The organism is Rania fehmarnensis (assembly GCF_056494185.1).
This window is the reverse complement of the sequence record NZ_CM151398.1, coordinates 3,938,950-3,953,871: the sequence shown is the minus strand read 5'-3', so window position 1 is coordinate 3,953,871 and position 14,922 is coordinate 3,938,950. Positions and strand designations below refer to the sequence as shown.

Sequence of the window (14,922 nt, the reverse complement as noted above, 5' to 3'; positions counted from 1 at the left end):
CGATGCTAGCACGTTAGGAATAAGCTTGCAGAATTTCTAGCTCGGCGGAACTAGGATTGCTCTTCGAGATTTGCCTAGAAAGATTCCGATACAGACAGTGATGACAATTCCCATTCGTTCTTTTGCAGGGTTGCAAGGATGAGGCCGGACGCCAGTTTTCACCCATTCTCGAAAGAGATTTGGCAAGCCGTTACCAACCAGGCACGCAGTGCACTGGTGCGTAAGGAGTTTTGCCCAGAACAGTCGCGCGTCGAATCAGTGCGCTGTGTTTACATGACCCAAGAGACAGAGACGTCTTTTGGCCGTCAAGTTTGGTTCTTTGAAGCCATTGGCGTCGATCCTGTAGGACGGCAACATCGACTTTATGGAGCCTTGGAGTTCTCCGTGCAGTTTGGGCTGATGGAGCCCTGCCGAGCAGCGCTGATGGATGATCCGGCTCATCGCCAGCGATTCCTCCATGGCTTGATCGAGCCGGTACCCGTGGAGCCATGGAGCGCACCCTCGACCCGCGTATGGGTGCGTATCACCTGCGCCTCGGTGGTGATCGTCAGCTCCATCTGGTTACTGGCGCTGGCTTCAGTCTTCTTAGATCACTGAATCTACACCGACCACGAAATTAGTTGCAGTACAGCATAGATCACCAGCATAAAACTGGTGATCCAAATGGCGGTTTTGCGAGTTTGGTCGAAGATCAGATCCTTGCGCTCGTGGCGCGTAGCGCCGACGACAAACGAAACTGCCACTAGCAGCGGTAGATACAGCAGTAAGTATTCAAGCGACATTGTAATTGTCATCGACGGTCCTTCGTGAGTGTATTTGTAGCGGAAGCCGTCAAGGCTTTCGTTGGTGTTGTCCATTCGAAATGCTTGACGCATTCCGCTACTGGGTAAAGACGAAATGCTTGACGCATTCCGCTACACGGTCATCGCTTTGCGCAGTTTGATCAGTAGTTTACGGGTGGCACGCACACCTTCGTATTCGTCACCTTTGCCTTCGAACTCGATGCCGATATGGCCATGATAGCCGGCATCGATCACGATCTTGAGCATCTTGGCATAGTCGATTTTTGTCTCGTTGCCGTCGGCATCAAACTCGTAACTCTTGGCGCTAACGCCCTTGGCGGTGGGCATCAAATCGGTCACGCCTTGATATCGATCGTATTCGTAGAAGTTGCCAAAGTCGGGGAGGGTACCGCAGTTGGGTAGACCTACCGCAGCGATGGTTTCGCTGAGCCATTTGCCGTTGGAGCTCAGACCGCCGTGATTTTCAACGATCACGTTGATCTTGTGCTGGACAGCGAATTCGCTGAGTTTACGCAGGCCGTCAGCCGCCAACTTCTTAGCTTCCTCAAAGTCCTTCTCTGAAGTCTGCGCGTTGACGCGAATGCTATGACAGCCAAGTGTTTTGGCAGCGGTAACCCACTTGTAGTGATTTTCAACAGCCTGCTGACGCTTGGCTGCATCGGAATCGCCCAACGCCCCTTCGCCATCGATCATGATCAACAAAGCTCGAACCTTGTGCTCTTCTTGACGAGCCTTCAGATCGGCCAGGTAGGCTTGGTCCTCGGCCTTATCTTTGAAGAACTGGTTGACGTATTCGACCGCACCAATTTTGAACTCAGTTCTGGTTACCTTGGGAAAATCCAGGTTGTCCAGCTTTCCTTTGAATAGATTGTCGTGCAGCGACCATTGGGCCAGCGAGATGCGGAAAAGTGGTGGTTTCCGGTTGCCGTCTTGAGCCTGGGCCTCTGCTGCTTTGGGTTTGGCATCTTGGGCCAGAGCCCAATGACTGGGAATGGTGGCGGCCATGGCGGCAGCGCCAGCAGAAAGCTTCAGAAATCGGCGACGTTCCAGTGAATGGGTCATTGTGCTGCCTCGTAGGAGTTGTGGACGCAGGCTCCCAGCCGACGGCTGAGATTACTTGGAATTTCAAGTCTACTCCCAATTCACACGCGCTAGAAGCCTATCCCCAACCTTGCCTCCAAATTGTAGCGGAAGCCGTCAAGGCTTTCGAAAATGCTCGTAGCGGAAGCCGTCAAGGCTTTCGAAATTCCCGAAATGCTCGACGCATTCCACTACGTGGCCCCGAAATGCTTGACGCATTCCGCTACGGCATCTGCAGTGAAATTGTACGCATCGTGAGCCTTTTTCCATCTTCGGCCATCTTATTTCCGCGGGCTAACCGCTCCCATGTCGAGGCTGGCGCTGGTTGAAATTGCGTGATTCTGGTAGACTCCGATGGTTCAGAGGACGGCCTTAGGTAGCCTCTTAGGCAGCCCCTCAGGGGGATTATCTTCCGAGGCATGCCAAGCTGACGTGAGTTATGGCGATTTTGTGTTGTGCAATTGTGGAGTAACTAATGGCGCAGTTGGGCGTCAACATTGATCACGTGGCGACGATTCGACAAGCACGTAAGACATATGAGCCGGACCCAGTGCTGGCTGCGGGCCTGGCCGAACAAGCTGGGGCAGACTTGATTACCGTGCATTTGCGTGAAGATCGGCGACATATTCAAGATCGCGATTTGCATATTCTCCGCCAAACCGTAACGACCCGCCTGAACTTGGAGTTGGCTTGCGATAGCGAAATTGTGCGTATCGCAGTTGAAGTACAACCGCATCAAGCGACGCTGGTTCCAGAACGCCGCGAGGAAGTCACCACCGAAGGCGGCTTGGAAGTGGCCGCCGACCCGCAACGCGTGAAGCGCGCGTTCGAAGATCTGGCCGCCGCCGGGATCGAAGTCAGCCTGTTTATCGATCCGGACCCAGTTCAAATCGAGGCCACGCATGCCCTGGGCGTTAAGATGGTCGAGCTGCACACGGGCAGTTATGCGCTGGCCCGTGGCGCTCAGCAGCAGGCGGAACTGGACCGCTTGAAATCAGCCGGCCAATTGGTGACCCAACTCGGCATGCAACTACATGCCGGTCACGGTCTTAATTATCAAAACGTCAACGCAGTCGCAGCCATTCCTCATATGGAGGAATTGAACATCGGCCACAGTATCATCGCCCGAGCCGTGTTCGTTGGTCTGGCCCAAGCGGTCAGTGACATGAAACAGTTGATCATCCAGTCGAGCAGCCGCTAAGCACGTGGACACGTCCAATTCGGGATTAGGGCACAAATAGAATCGACAACCAATTCCACACTCAAGTGAAGGTTAGCCAGTCAGCAATGAGTACACGTAAAGGTTCGGAGTATCGCGGTTTATCGGTCGCCATTGTTACCCCTCTGCGCGATGACAAAGTGGATATCGATCGTTTGCGCGAACAAGTCGAATTTCAAATCGCAGCTGGCACGCGTTGCCTGGTGCCCGTAGGTACAACCGGCGAATCACCCACGCTTTCGCACGAGGAACACGAACGTGTTATCAGCGAAGTCGTTCAGATTGCGGCCGGTCGCATAAAAGTCATGGCGGGCACCGGCAGTAACAGCACTGCCGAAGCTCTGCGGCTAACGCGCTGGGCAGCCAAAGCGGGTGCCGATGCTTCTTTGCAGGTTGCACCTTACTACAACAAGCCTACCCAAGAAGGCTTCTATCAGCACTTCAAAGCCATCGCGGAAGATGTGGGCTTGCCCATCTGCGTCTACAACATTCCCGGGCGCACCGGCAAAAACATCGAACCGGAGACCATTGCTCGCCTGGCCGAGTTGCCGAACATCACGATGGTTAAAGAAGCCACCGGCTCGCTCGACCAATGCTCGCAGATCCTCAACACCACCGATCTGACGGTGCTCAGTGGCGACGACAGCTTGACCCTACCGATGATGAGCGTCGGAGCCGAGGGCGTCATCTCAGTGGCGGGCAATATCGTGCCTGAAGATATTATTGCTCTGGTCGAGGCGGCTGCGGCCAATGATTACAGTCGGGCTCGTCAGCTGCATCACCGACTGTTCCCGCTGTGCCGCGACATGCTGGGACTGGCCACCAATCCCATCCCCGTCAAAGCTGCTATGGAAATGTTAGGTCGCGATACGGGAGAACTGCGATTGCCCATGACACCGCTGGATGACAAGCAGAAGGACGCCCTGCGAGATACACTAGAAAACTACGGGCTCATGGTCGGCGTTTAAGACACCTCTGCTGTTTCGGGACTAGTCATTCGATGGACAAATGTGAGTTCGAGTACTTAGGCCCTTACAAGATCCAAGCCGTGCTGGGACGCGGTGGCATGGGCGCCGTATACAAGGGCCTGCATGCCAAATCCGGCGATGCAGTTGCGATCAAAGTCATCTCGCCCGGAGTCGCCAACGAAATGCGATTCCGGCGACGATTCAGTGCCGAGATCGAAACGCTGATGCGCTTGCGACATCCCAATATTGTCCAGCTGATCGGCGTAGGTGAAGAGCAGGGCTTGCTGTTCTACGTCATGGAGTTCGTCGACGGTCATTCGCTTCATGACCACTTGCGTCAGTACAAACGCATCGACTGGACCGAAGTGATTCAAATCGGCATCGATGTCACCGCCGCGCTCAAACACGCGCATGACATGGGCATTATCCATCGCGACATCAAACCAGCCAACTTGATGGTCAACAAAGAAGGTCGCATCAAATTGACCGACTTTGGTATCGCCAAGTTGTTTGGTGCGACCGACATGACGGCTGCGGGAAGTGTCATCGGCACAGCCGACTACATGCCGCCTGAGCAAGCTGAAGGCAAGAGTGTCACCGTTCGCAGCGACATCTACAGCCTTGGTAGCGTGATGTATGCACTCTTGGCTGGCCGCGCGCCGTTTGCTGGCAAGAGCGTGCCTGAAGTGCTGTACGCGGTCCGCTATTCGCCTGCCCCTGATTCAACGCCTTACGCCGTCGACGCGCCTCCCGATTTGCACCTCTTGATCTCCGAGATGCTGGAAAAAGATCCGTTGAAGCGTCCGCCCACGGCGCTGGTCATTGGCAATCGACTAAAAGCCATTCAACAAGGCATGGCTCGCCTGGAAGCCGATCGAGCCCGCAATCAAGCGGCTGCTCCCAATCAATCTGTCTCTGGCAATACAATCGCCAAGGAACTGACCAGTATCGATCTGAATGATGTTCACGATGCAGAGCTGAAAGCCACCGGGCACATGTCGACCCAGGATCAACCAACGGCGATCGCCTCTGAGTCGATCCTAGCCAAGCTCGGTCGCGAAGACGCCGGCGCCACTAAGCCGCGACATGTCGATGGCGATACAGGCCTCTCGATGGCTATGCCTCATACGGTTGATTCACAAGCTGATTCGCTGCCCTCTACCGAGACTCCGCTACCGGCCACCACCTCGCATTATACGCCGATCACCGATGCCGACACTCGCAAGTACACGACCGAACTCTATCATCCTCCGCAAGACAAACATGCCAAGCTAATTCAGTATCTATCGATCGCTGGCATGATCATGCTGCTGCTCGGACTAGTCGGAGCTACCTGGTACATGTTGCAACCACTTACCGCGGATGCTCTGCATGATCAGATCATCACTGCCGTGGAGTCCGGTGATGACAACCAGCTGTCAGGGGTGATACCGGACATGGAAGAGTTCATCGAACGTTTCCCTGACGACGAGCGATCGGCGGAAGTCAAGCAATGGTTGGACGAAGCTGAGTTGCTCCGCATGGCTCGCAATGTTCGCCGTCGAGGACGCAACGGCAACGATCAGTTGAACGCAATCGAACAAGGTTTTCTGGACTGTATCGAAGCCATGGATCGCGATCCCACGGACGCGCGACGCAAGTTTGATGCTTTCCTAGCGGTATATCGCAACGCTGGCGATCTGGCGCCCAAGGACAAGCGTTACATCGAGTTAGCCGAACATGCATCCGAAACGCTGGCTCACGCACGCGCCACTCCCACCACCGAAGCCACCGCTCAACTTGAATCCGTCATCCACGCCGCCGAAGCCACGATGCCCAAAGCCCAGCTATCCATCTTCTACCGCAGCATTATCGAACTCTACAGCGACAAGCTCTGGGCCAAGGACATCGTCACCCGCATCAAAGCCATCCAACCGTAAGCTCCTTGGAGTGCCGTGCCTTGGAGTGCGGTGCCATCTGGCACCGCTTTGATGTAAGCGAAGTCTCAAGCCGCAGCCTGAGTCGCTCTGAAAGTTGGGAGTCACCTAGTTCGTGCTGGCTGCGGTACCGTTTGGTTAGGACATCAAAGCTACGGCTACGCCGCAGCACTCCAAAGGCGCAGCACTCCAAAACACTATTCGTAGTCCGATTCCAGGATGGCCCAATAGTCGGCGGAGGCGTTGAATTTTTCGGCGTGGGTCTGCGCAGCCACTTGCGAGTTCGGAAATGGGTTAACGAACGTAGCAGTATCGCCAAAGCTGACGCCCAGACCTCGCGCAGCCACGACGGCCGAGCCGAGTGGATCGACCGTTGAGATATGATCGACAGCTTTTGATATCGGTATACTGCCAATCTCGGGTGGATCGTAACAGACCATTTCGCCGAAGCGACGTTCTTCGATCAAACGCACGGCATGCACACCATATTGTGTTGCCAGCATGCGATCGAAATAGGTCGGCTGTCCGCCACGCTGCAAGTGCCCCAACACAACGCAGCGCGTCTCGGTGCCTAGACGAGCTTGTATTTCTTCGGCGACTACCTGGCCGATACCGCCCAATCGAATTTGTTTGTCGGAGCAACTGCCGTCGAGCGTAACCAGGCCACCTCCGGGTTGATGAGCGCCTTCGGCCACTACTACTAAAGTAAAACGCTTGCCCATCTGTCGGCGTTGGACGATTTTTGCACAAACGTTCTCGTACGTCCAAGCGATCTCGGGTATCAAAATCACGTCTCCACCGCCGGCAATGCCAGCATGCAAAGCAATCCAACCGGTGTGACGCCCCATGACCTCCAGAACCATGACTCGTTCATGACTAGCCGCGGTCGTGTGCAGCCGATCCAAGGCATCGGCCGCGCAGGCCACTGCACTATCAAAACCAAAGCTGAAGGCCGTACAACGTAGATCATTATCAATCGTCTTAGGAACACCCACCACCGGAATTCCATGGTCATGCATGGCTTGCGCAATCGACAGCGAACCATCGCCACCCACACAAATCAAACCATCGATCTGGAGCTCTTCCAAGTTCTTTCGCACTGCTGTCAGCAGTGCAGGATCCAAACCGCGTTTCTCATCAATGCCGACCTTCGCCGAGAAACGACCTTTGTTGGTCGAGCCAAGAATGGTACCACCTTGATTAAGTATGCCGAAGGTGTTGACCAAATCGAGCGTCATGGTCGACACAGGCTCGATCAGTCCTTCGAAGCCACGCAGGATCCCCAACACTTCATAGCCAAGATTGATCGCCGTCTTAACGCTGCCGCGAATAACCGCGTTCAGCCCCGGACAATCTCCACCACTGGTCAAAATTCCGATTCGTCTTCGCGCGTCGCTCACATGTGCTCCTGTGTGTCTTGTGGCATAGGCTTCCAGCCTGTGTATCTTGTGGCATAGGCTTCCAGCCTGTGTGTATTGTGGCATAGGCTTCCAGCCTGTGTGTATTGTGGCATAGGCTTCCAGCCTGTGTGTATTCTCTTCATCGCAGCCATCTGACCTGCGTCGCCCAATCGCCTCTAGTCTTGCCGTCCACCTGCGCGGACATCCGCCCACAATCGGCGCAAGACCAGCGGCACGGCAATCGCTAAGCAAACTACCACTAAAATCTGTGTCCAGTTCCGCCCAGTGACTACGGGTCTATTGCTAGTGCTAATAACTTTCACCACTGGCATGGGCTCTTGATGGCTACTGACCGCCTCCGCCTGGCCGTTGCCGTTAGGAATTGGCACCAGTTCAGGGGCAGCGTTATTATCCACTAATCCTGGAGTGGTGATCGTGGTGGTCCATGGTAATAGCTCATCCCAATTCGTCTTCAGCAGTAAATCGAAGCCTGGGTTTTGTTCTTTGACTTGGCACGAGCAGGCACCAGTTACAAAGACAGCCATTTCCCTAATGTTTTCGGCTGTAATCCCAGGTCCCACCAAAGGCCAGAGAACCCGACCGCGGCCGAAGGCCGCAAAGAGAATTGGCTGATCCAATTCTTTCAGATCAACTTCGCTATTGATGAGCATTTGAACCAGTTCATGCTCTGCGCTACGATTTCGATCCAGGCTGAGTAGTGAAAACTCGACGCGCAGTTCAGGTCCACCGACAACCGCGTCAGCCGGATCGTCGGTCAGCTTGGGCAATTCCAAAGTCGCTTGCAGCTGTCGCAACTCTTTTTCAATAATCTGTTCGGTCGCACGGTCGAGAGCCTTGTCTCCACTTTTGACCAACATCCACACCGCCGATTGACCGTGGGCCAGCCGCTGCAATAGTTCGCGACGCATGGGCGAATCAACGAGAGTTGAAACACGCGTGCCTTCCAAGGGGCTGGTTAGCACAGGCTCTCGTATGTCAAGCGCCGCTGGATAATGCAGCAACAGAGTGGGTTCGGTGTCCACCTCGATCTTGCACGTATCGACATAAGCCTGGTCTGCCTGGGACAGGGTACTCGTAGTATCGATCGAGTGGATCACCAGGTTGCACTGCTTGGACTCAACGCAAGCATTCAGTTGGTCCAGGGCTTGGCCTGCTGCAGGCGAAAGTGGTCCCTTGTGCAAGACCACAACGCGGTAGCTGTCCGCAGACCAATGGTCAAGCGCATAGCGAAAGACGGGCACGTTGCACGCCAGCGCGCTAATGGCCAAGAGCAAAACTGCAGTTGTCGATAACAAAAGCTTATACATAGTTCATTAAGCCGACTTTCTAAAAGCGGCGTCAGTTTTGTCAACAATCATCTGTATGGTGGCAACAACCGCTGCGACCTAAGGGTGCAAAGGCTACAAGCGTTCTAACTCGATACCGCAGATAACCGGCGCTCCGCGCCTGCTGTTGAACTTTAATTCAAGCCAATTTCGCAATTCGACGCGCTCAATGGTCTCGACTCGCCACAGTGGATCAGCCCCGCCTAGCTTGATCGATGGCAAGGTCGCTTGACCTGCGACATCGACATCGAATTCTCGCTGTTGTTCCGACGTTCCTTGCGGCACAGCGAAGTGTAACACGACGCGGTATGCTTGCGGAGCGACCTTACTTTCATCGACCAGCGGTACTTCATCGGCATCGATAACCAAGCGAGCCGCACCCGAATCGCGACCACGAAAAGCGGCAGCTGAACGAGTGCCCGTTCCACGCACTAGTATCACGACCGAACTGCCGGGCACCCAATCATCGCGCGCGATTACCTCTTCGATCAGGCTGCTGATGTCTGGCGACTTCTGAGCCTCTTTGGCTTCGCCTTCGGCAGTCCAGGGCTGAACCTTCCAAGAGACTTTAGCGCTGGTCAGCGCTCGCTGAGACAATTTAGCTTGGTCGCTATCCAACTCGGCTGGCATGGCTGACAACTCTGCCGCTAGCTCCAAGACCGACTCGTCTTCGTATTTGCCCTTGGAGGTCAACTGCAGATGTGCCGCGCGAACCTTGGCCCCTTTGGCGAGTGGCAAATCGATAAAGCGAAATGCTACCCATTGAGGCTCTTGGCCGTCGTGGCCCAGCTCAATTCCACTGCTGTCCAGCACAACTTCTCCCCGGCTATTCTCTTCTGCATCATCGCTGACACTTTGAATCGGCCAGCCTGTAGCCAGTTTATCGCGAGGTTCCGCGACCAAGCTTACTCGCAGACGACTGAGGCCTTCAATTCCCGAGGAGTGGACCCAGGGCAGCGAAGCCTCGGGCAACCAACTGGGATGATCTTGAAAGAGCCGCGCGCTGCCTTCCCACTTCACTGGCAGGTTAGGTGAATCACCGGACACGGAGGGATATTCAAGCCACATGCGACCGTCGGGAGCACGGCGATCTCCGGGAGCACCCAGGTTAATACCGATCTGGGCCAGTCGCCCTGACTTGGGTTCCAAGGTCGCAGAGTTGCTAATGGTCCAAGCATCCAATTCAGGCATATGCACCAACGCCAATGACGTTTGATTCTGATAAGAACAACTGCAAGTTCGCGTATAGTCGGGCGCATTCAAGACGCCATCGGCTGCGATCAGATTCGAAGTGCATCCCGAGCGAAAGCCGCCAAGATTGCCTGTGCCGGCTTCGGTATGCATGTCGTAGAAACCTGCGGCCCCAGAGCGGAAGGTGAGCAAATTCGACGAAGCGATGATACTGTTGCAACCGTACGCCCGCGTAATCTTCCAGGGCTCCAATTGCCCTGTTAGTGGATTCTTGGTCATCTTCTGCGAACCATCTTGAATGTAGAACGCGCCCGACGATTCGGTGTACGAATTGGCGTTGGTGATGATCAAGTCATCGAAGAGGACGCAAGGCCCCGAGTATTTTAAATCCTGCTTGGTCCAAACAGTTTCGCCCGTGGCCCCCTTCATGACACTCATGCCCTGTCCTACTTCGCTGGCCAGGCGATCGCTCGCGGCTGCCCCGGCTTGCAGCAACAGGTCATGTTCGCTCGAGTAACCCAACCAGGAACCAAACACATCGCCGGATTGTTCCCACAGCGTCGCCCCAGTCAGTAGATCAAAACATGCGATGCGATATGTCTTCGGATTCGAGCGACCGCGCCGACGCAGGAAGTCTTCCACAGGTTTGGGGTTCTTGTCCATGGCAAAGATGCGGCCACCACTGCCCACAATGCCGTTATGCCAAAAGCTGTGGCGCGCGTCGACTTGCCAGAGTTGTTTGCCTGTGTGGCGATCGAAACCCACGAGCGCCATACTGGCTGCTCGGTCAAGACTCTTGGCACCGAACCCTGCCTTGTTGCCCGTAAACTTCTCGGAATCATCTTCGATCGCCTGGCGTGAGCGGAACTTGGCAAAACCTTTGCCGCCGACGAGCACGTCATCCAGCACGCCTACATAGCCCCACTCATTGACATCTCCCGCTTCATTGCTCGGCATTTGTATGTCAAAGAGGTTTGCACCCGTGGCCGTGTCTAAAACGTGGCAGGTTGCCCCTTCCACCAAGTAGATGTGATCGGCAGTCACTACATAGTTAGTGCCACGCCCGTTGGCACCTGGTATATGAACCTGGTTATATGCTGGATCCAACGGCGTCTCTTTGTACGTTTCATCGAAGTACACATCCTGGGTACCCAGGTCATCGAATTTGCGCTGCCAGAGTACCCGACCTGTGTATACATCGCGAGCCGTCAATGTGTTGATGCCCTCGATAAACAAGCGACCATCGACTACTTGTTCGGGCGGCCCGTGACCATGCCGCGGCAGCACATCTTCATGAGTCACACCACCGTACCATAACACACCCAGTGGCAACTTGACCAGTTTGTCTTCCGATTTCAGCGTATTGGCCATGTTGCCATACTGATGAGTCCAACTGCCGCTGCCTGGTAGCGAACCAGTGCGTTTAATTCGCACACCCCAATCCAGCACGTCCACTTCCGCTCGGCTGAGATTGCAACGCGCAACTGCTTCTTTCAACTCTTTCAGCTTATCCGCTGCTACGGCTTCCAGCGATTCACTGGCCACCAGGCACATAACGCCGCCGTACGGTCGAATCGATTCATACAGCCGAACCAACTGGTCCGGCTGAGCCAACAACTGTTGTGTCATCTCTGGGCTGACAAACATTTCGTTAGCCAAGTAAGGCGGCAGCGCCAGATCACCGAGCGCTGAAGTGTGAGCAGTCAACTTGCCATAGAGTCCATGTTGATCAAGCTGTTGTCGAAGTTTATCCACGCGCTGGGCGCTGGAGTCAAACATGGCCAGTTCCACAAACGGTGATTGATGGGCCAGTGCGTTGACCAGCGTCTGGCTTTCGGCTCCCAGCAAAACTGCGTAACCCTCCGCCTGGCCGGATGCGCGAAGTCTCTGGGCAGCTTGCTGTGTGGATGCATCTGCGACCAAGCGATCGAATTCGGAGGACAGTACAACTGCTGCAGGCGCGGTTGCAGCGCTGGGCGTGGGATCCGTGGTCAGTGCGTGGATAGCACCTTCGCGCGTAACGGCTAGCACCATGCCATCGGCGGCCAGCAGACGCTCGACGCGACCTGCAACATCGACGCTACCCACAATGCTTGACGACTGTCCATCTTTGGGCAAGGCGATAATGTGGATGGTTGATTTGCCATCGCTGGTTGTACCGGCTGCCACCAGGCGATCGCTCAATCCGATCAAATCACCGTTGGCATTGCAGGGCAGCTCCCAGATTTTCTCTTTGGTTGCTCGGGCATAACAAATCACCAGGTCTTTGTCCTCGCTACGCTCGTAGGCGTAAATGAACTCACCGGCCAGCACTGGTTCGTTGGGCATAAATGCAGTTTTGAGGCCGGTGTCCAAGGCAAACTCGCGCGTGCCACGCTCGCGTGTGTGCACATACCACGATGCCTCGTCGGCCATCACCAGCGAACCACCGGTACCTTTACCACCAGCGTTTAACTCAAAGTAGCGAAGTTGTCCTGTGGCTCGTTCAAAGACCGCCGGCACCGAGCGTCCACCGGGCACAATCAGCGCATCTTCAGTGGCCACGAGTGCACCTTGTGGGGCTACGCCCGCAAAGGCAGGTGCACTATGCGGTTGCCTGATGTACTGCGCACCCGTTTCATCATTGCACCACTGGACCGCGCCTGTTCGAGCATCAAGTGCATAGATGAACGTTCCCATAAACGGCCAGATGCTGGCTGCTACGTACAAATGTCCATCGCGAACCACTGGTCCACCACGCATCGGCCAGGCGGAAATCAATCGCTGATTGCCCAAACTCAATCGGCCCAACGAGTCACCGCTGTGGGCTGCCCGTGTTCCACCCGGGGCACCTTTAAACTTCCACGCCGGCTTCAACCCGTCGGCCGTCATGCAGTGCAGGAAGCCATCGTCGCTGGCACAGTAAACATGTTCCTGCCAAACCACGGGCGGCAGGCGTACCGGTCCATCACAAAAATAGCTGGCGACCAGTTTCCCCGTCGCCAATTCCAGGGCGATCACTTGATCGCGGTCGTTCAGCCCGAGATAAACTTTGCCTCCGTAAATGACCGGTTCGAGCAGTCGATCGTAACTCATCAAATCGCGATTGAGCGTATCATCCCAAGCCGTTTTCCGCGGACCAATCGCGCGCGTCCAGGCGAGCTGCAGTTGGTCGCTATGCAGTCGATTCGTAGAGGACGCACTGCGATAGGCATCGAATCGCCACATCGGCCAATCTTCGGCCCTTACGCCCTGCCCACATGCCTGCCACAGCAACAGCCCCAGCAGCGTGTGCAATAACGTACTAAGAGAGCTGCCCAGCACCAAACCTTGCCAGCGAGACGACATACTGTCTTCCATAATCGTGAGTGTGCGTAAAACGAGCCTTTAGTATAGCTGGTTCAACATTGCCTGCGTACCGCGCGCGGCATCACTTGTGCCCCCCTGCGAGTTTGGAGATCGTACAGCTTTTAACTATCGAGATACAAAGGCCTTGGGGTGGCACTGGCTATGCGCAGCATTGCCAGTGTTCAAAACGAAGCGTTTGATATTCGGTCTGCGAACGCATAGACCAAGGGAATCGAAGTTTGTGAGCAACCAACGGTGGGGCACTCCCGAAAGGCCAAACCGGTCACAGAAGCGTCCCCTCAGAGGTGCGAGCACAACTTCGCTTAGCTAGTCAGCAGGCTCGCCAACCGCACCACTTCGATCCAAGCACTGGCAATGCTGCGCATAGCCAGTGCCACCCAGAACCCTTAACGCCATGCAATGGCACAACTTAAAAGCTGTACGATCTCTTTGCAGCAGGGGTTACGGCTTCAACAGCTTATCCAACCACACGTACGCGGCCAGCCGCTGCGCTTGAGGAAAGTCATGTTCGGCATCAGGTGCGTCAAGCACCAGTTTGTCGCCGGCACCGAAGATATCGTATACCCGGCCCGCTGCCGCCACTGCCTTCTCCACCCCGTTGATATCGAAGTTGTTATCACGTTTCGGCGAGCAAGAGTAGATGCCGCGCGGGGCGATGGCCGCTAAAACTTCATAGAAATCAAATGGTATTTTACTTGCATCGTTACCATAGGCCTCGCGGATGCGCGGCATATAGCGATCGCTGGTCCAGCCCGCAACTTTGCCGCCGTAGTAGTCGTGAAAAGGCGTGTAACCGCAGCTGGTAACTACCGCCTTCAATCGATCATCAAAAACCGCGGTGAACAACGAGTTATGTCCACCCAACGAATGGCCGATAACGCCAATGTGATCCGGATCGACTTGTGGCAAACTCTCAAGCAGATCGACTGCGCGCATGTTGTTCCAAATGGCTTTCATCGACCCCGAAGCGTAGTGAGCCCCCTGTTGCTTGAAATCGTATGCGTACTCTCCGAATGATGGGTAATCCGGCACGATGCAGACATAACCTCGCGCGGCCAACTCATGCGCATAGTGCAATGACGGTTTGCCACCCAAGCCCGCCGGTTCGTCTTTGCCGATTCCGACCGTTTGATGCAAACATAACATGGCCGGTGCTCGACCACTGGCTGGAAGTGTGTTGGGAATCAACAGCCACGCAGGTACTCGGTCATCGCGCTCGGGTGTGAAGCGAATCTTCTGACGCAAGTAGGAGCCAGTCTGTTCTTCCGATACGGTCTCGACCTCTAGCGGTACGCGCTGGCTACGATCCGGCAGTGGTCCCATCGCTTGTTGCATACCGGCACGAATGTGGCCTGCCCGCTGCCGCCACTGCTCAGCGGTCGTAATCGGCGACTCCTGACCCGCTGCGTCGCGCAGCACCAACAATTTGGAATGGTCAGGATAGGCGATCGCGCTCTCTGGATGCGGCGGGTCTTGGCAAAGAGCCACAGCCACCCACGGATCGAGAACAACACAAGCCAGCAATAGAATTCTATTCATAAGTGATTTCCGCATTCTGTAGCCGAAGTCGCCAGACTTTGGACGAACTACTCTGATTTATCCAATCCCGTAGCCGAAGTCGCCAGACTTTGGACGCGCTACTCTGATTCAT

General features: G+C 55.2%; 10 protein-coding genes. 4 read left to right on the top strand and 6 right to left on the bottom strand.

All coding sequences use genetic code 11. The features are described 5' to 3' along the window. Nucleotides 1-138 precede the first annotated feature (138 nt). A complete protein-coding gene (locus SH573x_RS13225; protein WP_479355732.1) occupies nucleotides 139-597 on the top strand; it encodes a hypothetical protein in 459 nt (152 codons plus the stop codon). Between the two features lie 2 nt (nucleotides 598-599). Here SH573x_RS13225 and SH573x_RS13220 read toward each other — a convergent pair whose 3' ends face one another. Then, complete coding sequence (locus SH573x_RS13220) at nucleotides 600-794, bottom strand: hypothetical protein (protein WP_479355730.1); 195 nt, start codon at nucleotides 792-794, stop codon at nucleotides 600-602. A 120-nt stretch (nucleotides 795-914) separates the two neighbouring features. Continuing rightward, nucleotides 915-1,865, bottom strand: coding sequence for a sugar phosphate isomerase/epimerase family protein (locus tag SH573x_RS13215; RefSeq protein WP_479355728.1), 951 nt, complete (start codon nucleotides 1,863-1,865; stop codon nucleotides 915-917). Between the two features lie 493 nt (nucleotides 1,866-2,358). On the opposite strand from SH573x_RS13215, the gene SH573x_RS13210 reads away from it, so the two are divergent. From SH573x_RS13210 to SH573x_RS13200, 3 genes are all read left to right on the top strand, one after another. Further along, complete coding sequence (locus SH573x_RS13210) at nucleotides 2,359-3,084, top strand: pyridoxine 5'-phosphate synthase (protein WP_479355726.1); 726 nt, start codon at nucleotides 2,359-2,361, stop codon at nucleotides 3,082-3,084. 86 nt (nucleotides 3,085-3,170) lie between these two features. Beyond that, nucleotides 3,171-4,070: a 4-hydroxy-tetrahydrodipicolinate synthase gene (dapA, locus tag SH573x_RS13205; RefSeq protein WP_479355725.1), complete on the top strand. Its 900-nt coding sequence runs from the start codon at nucleotides 3,171-3,173 to the stop codon at nucleotides 4,068-4,070. Nucleotides 4,071-4,102: 32 nt separating this feature from the next. Further along, complete coding sequence (locus SH573x_RS13200; RefSeq protein ID WP_479355723.1) at nucleotides 4,103-5,989, top strand: serine/threonine-protein kinase; 1,887 nt, start codon at nucleotides 4,103-4,105, stop codon at nucleotides 5,987-5,989. Between the two features lie 194 nt (nucleotides 5,990-6,183). Here the strand turns inward: SH573x_RS13200 and SH573x_RS13195 are convergent, their stop codons facing one another. The 4 genes from SH573x_RS13195 to SH573x_RS13180 form a co-directional block, all read right to left on the bottom strand. Further along, the gene (locus SH573x_RS13195) at nucleotides 6,184-7,470 is read right to left on the bottom strand and encodes a 6-phosphofructokinase (RefSeq protein ID WP_479355721.1); all 1,287 of its coding nucleotides are present in this window, start codon (nucleotides 7,468-7,470) and stop codon (nucleotides 6,184-6,186) included. Nucleotides 7,471-7,562: 92 nt separating this feature from the next. Further along, on the bottom strand, nucleotides 7,563-8,714 hold the full coding sequence (locus SH573x_RS13190; protein ID WP_479355719.1) for a hypothetical protein: 1,152 nt from the start codon (nucleotides 8,712-8,714) through the stop codon (nucleotides 7,563-7,565). A gap of 93 nt (nucleotides 8,715-8,807) precedes the next feature. Continuing rightward, nucleotides 8,808-13,250 carry an outer membrane protein assembly factor BamB family protein gene (locus SH573x_RS13185; protein WP_479355717.1) on the bottom strand — a complete coding sequence of 1,481 codons (4,443 nt, stop codon included), beginning with the start codon at nucleotides 13,248-13,250 and terminating at the stop codon, nucleotides 8,808-8,810. Between the two features lie 462 nt (nucleotides 13,251-13,712). Further along, entirely contained in the window at nucleotides 13,713-14,810 is a 1,098-nt protein-coding gene (locus tag SH573x_RS13180; RefSeq protein WP_479355715.1) for an alpha/beta hydrolase family protein, read from the bottom strand. Between the last annotated feature and the right edge of the window lie 112 nt (nucleotides 14,811-14,922).

Coding starts and splice junctions, on each gene's coding strand:
- SH573x_RS13225 (WP_479355732.1), top strand. CDS start 139: ATGAGGCCGGACGCCAGTTTTCACCCATTCTCGAAAGAGATTTGGCAA.
- SH573x_RS13220 (WP_479355730.1), bottom strand. CDS start 794: ATGACAATTACAATGTCGCTTGAATACTTACTGCTGTATCTACCGCTG.
- SH573x_RS13215 (WP_479355728.1), bottom strand. CDS start 1,865: ATGACCCATTCACTGGAACGTCGCCGATTTCTGAAGCTTTCTGCTGGC.
- SH573x_RS13210 (WP_479355726.1), top strand. CDS start 2,359: ATGGCGCAGTTGGGCGTCAACATTGATCACGTGGCGACGATTCGACAA.
- dapA (WP_479355725.1), top strand. CDS start 3,171: ATGAGTACACGTAAAGGTTCGGAGTATCGCGGTTTATCGGTCGCCATT.
- SH573x_RS13200 (WP_479355723.1), top strand. CDS start 4,103: ATGGACAAATGTGAGTTCGAGTACTTAGGCCCTTACAAGATCCAAGCC.
- SH573x_RS13195 (WP_479355721.1), bottom strand. CDS start 7,470: ATGCCACAATACACACAGGCTGGAAGCCTATGCCACAAGATACACAGG.
- SH573x_RS13190 (WP_479355719.1), bottom strand. CDS start 8,714: ATGTATAAGCTTTTGTTATCGACAACTGCAGTTTTGCTCTTGGCCATT.
- SH573x_RS13185 (WP_479355717.1), bottom strand. CDS start 13,250: ATGTCGTCTCGCTGGCAAGGTTTGGTGCTGGGCAGCTCTCTTAGTACG.
- SH573x_RS13180 (WP_479355715.1), bottom strand. CDS start 14,810: ATGAATAGAATTCTATTGCTGGCTTGTGTTGTTCTCGATCCGTGGGTG.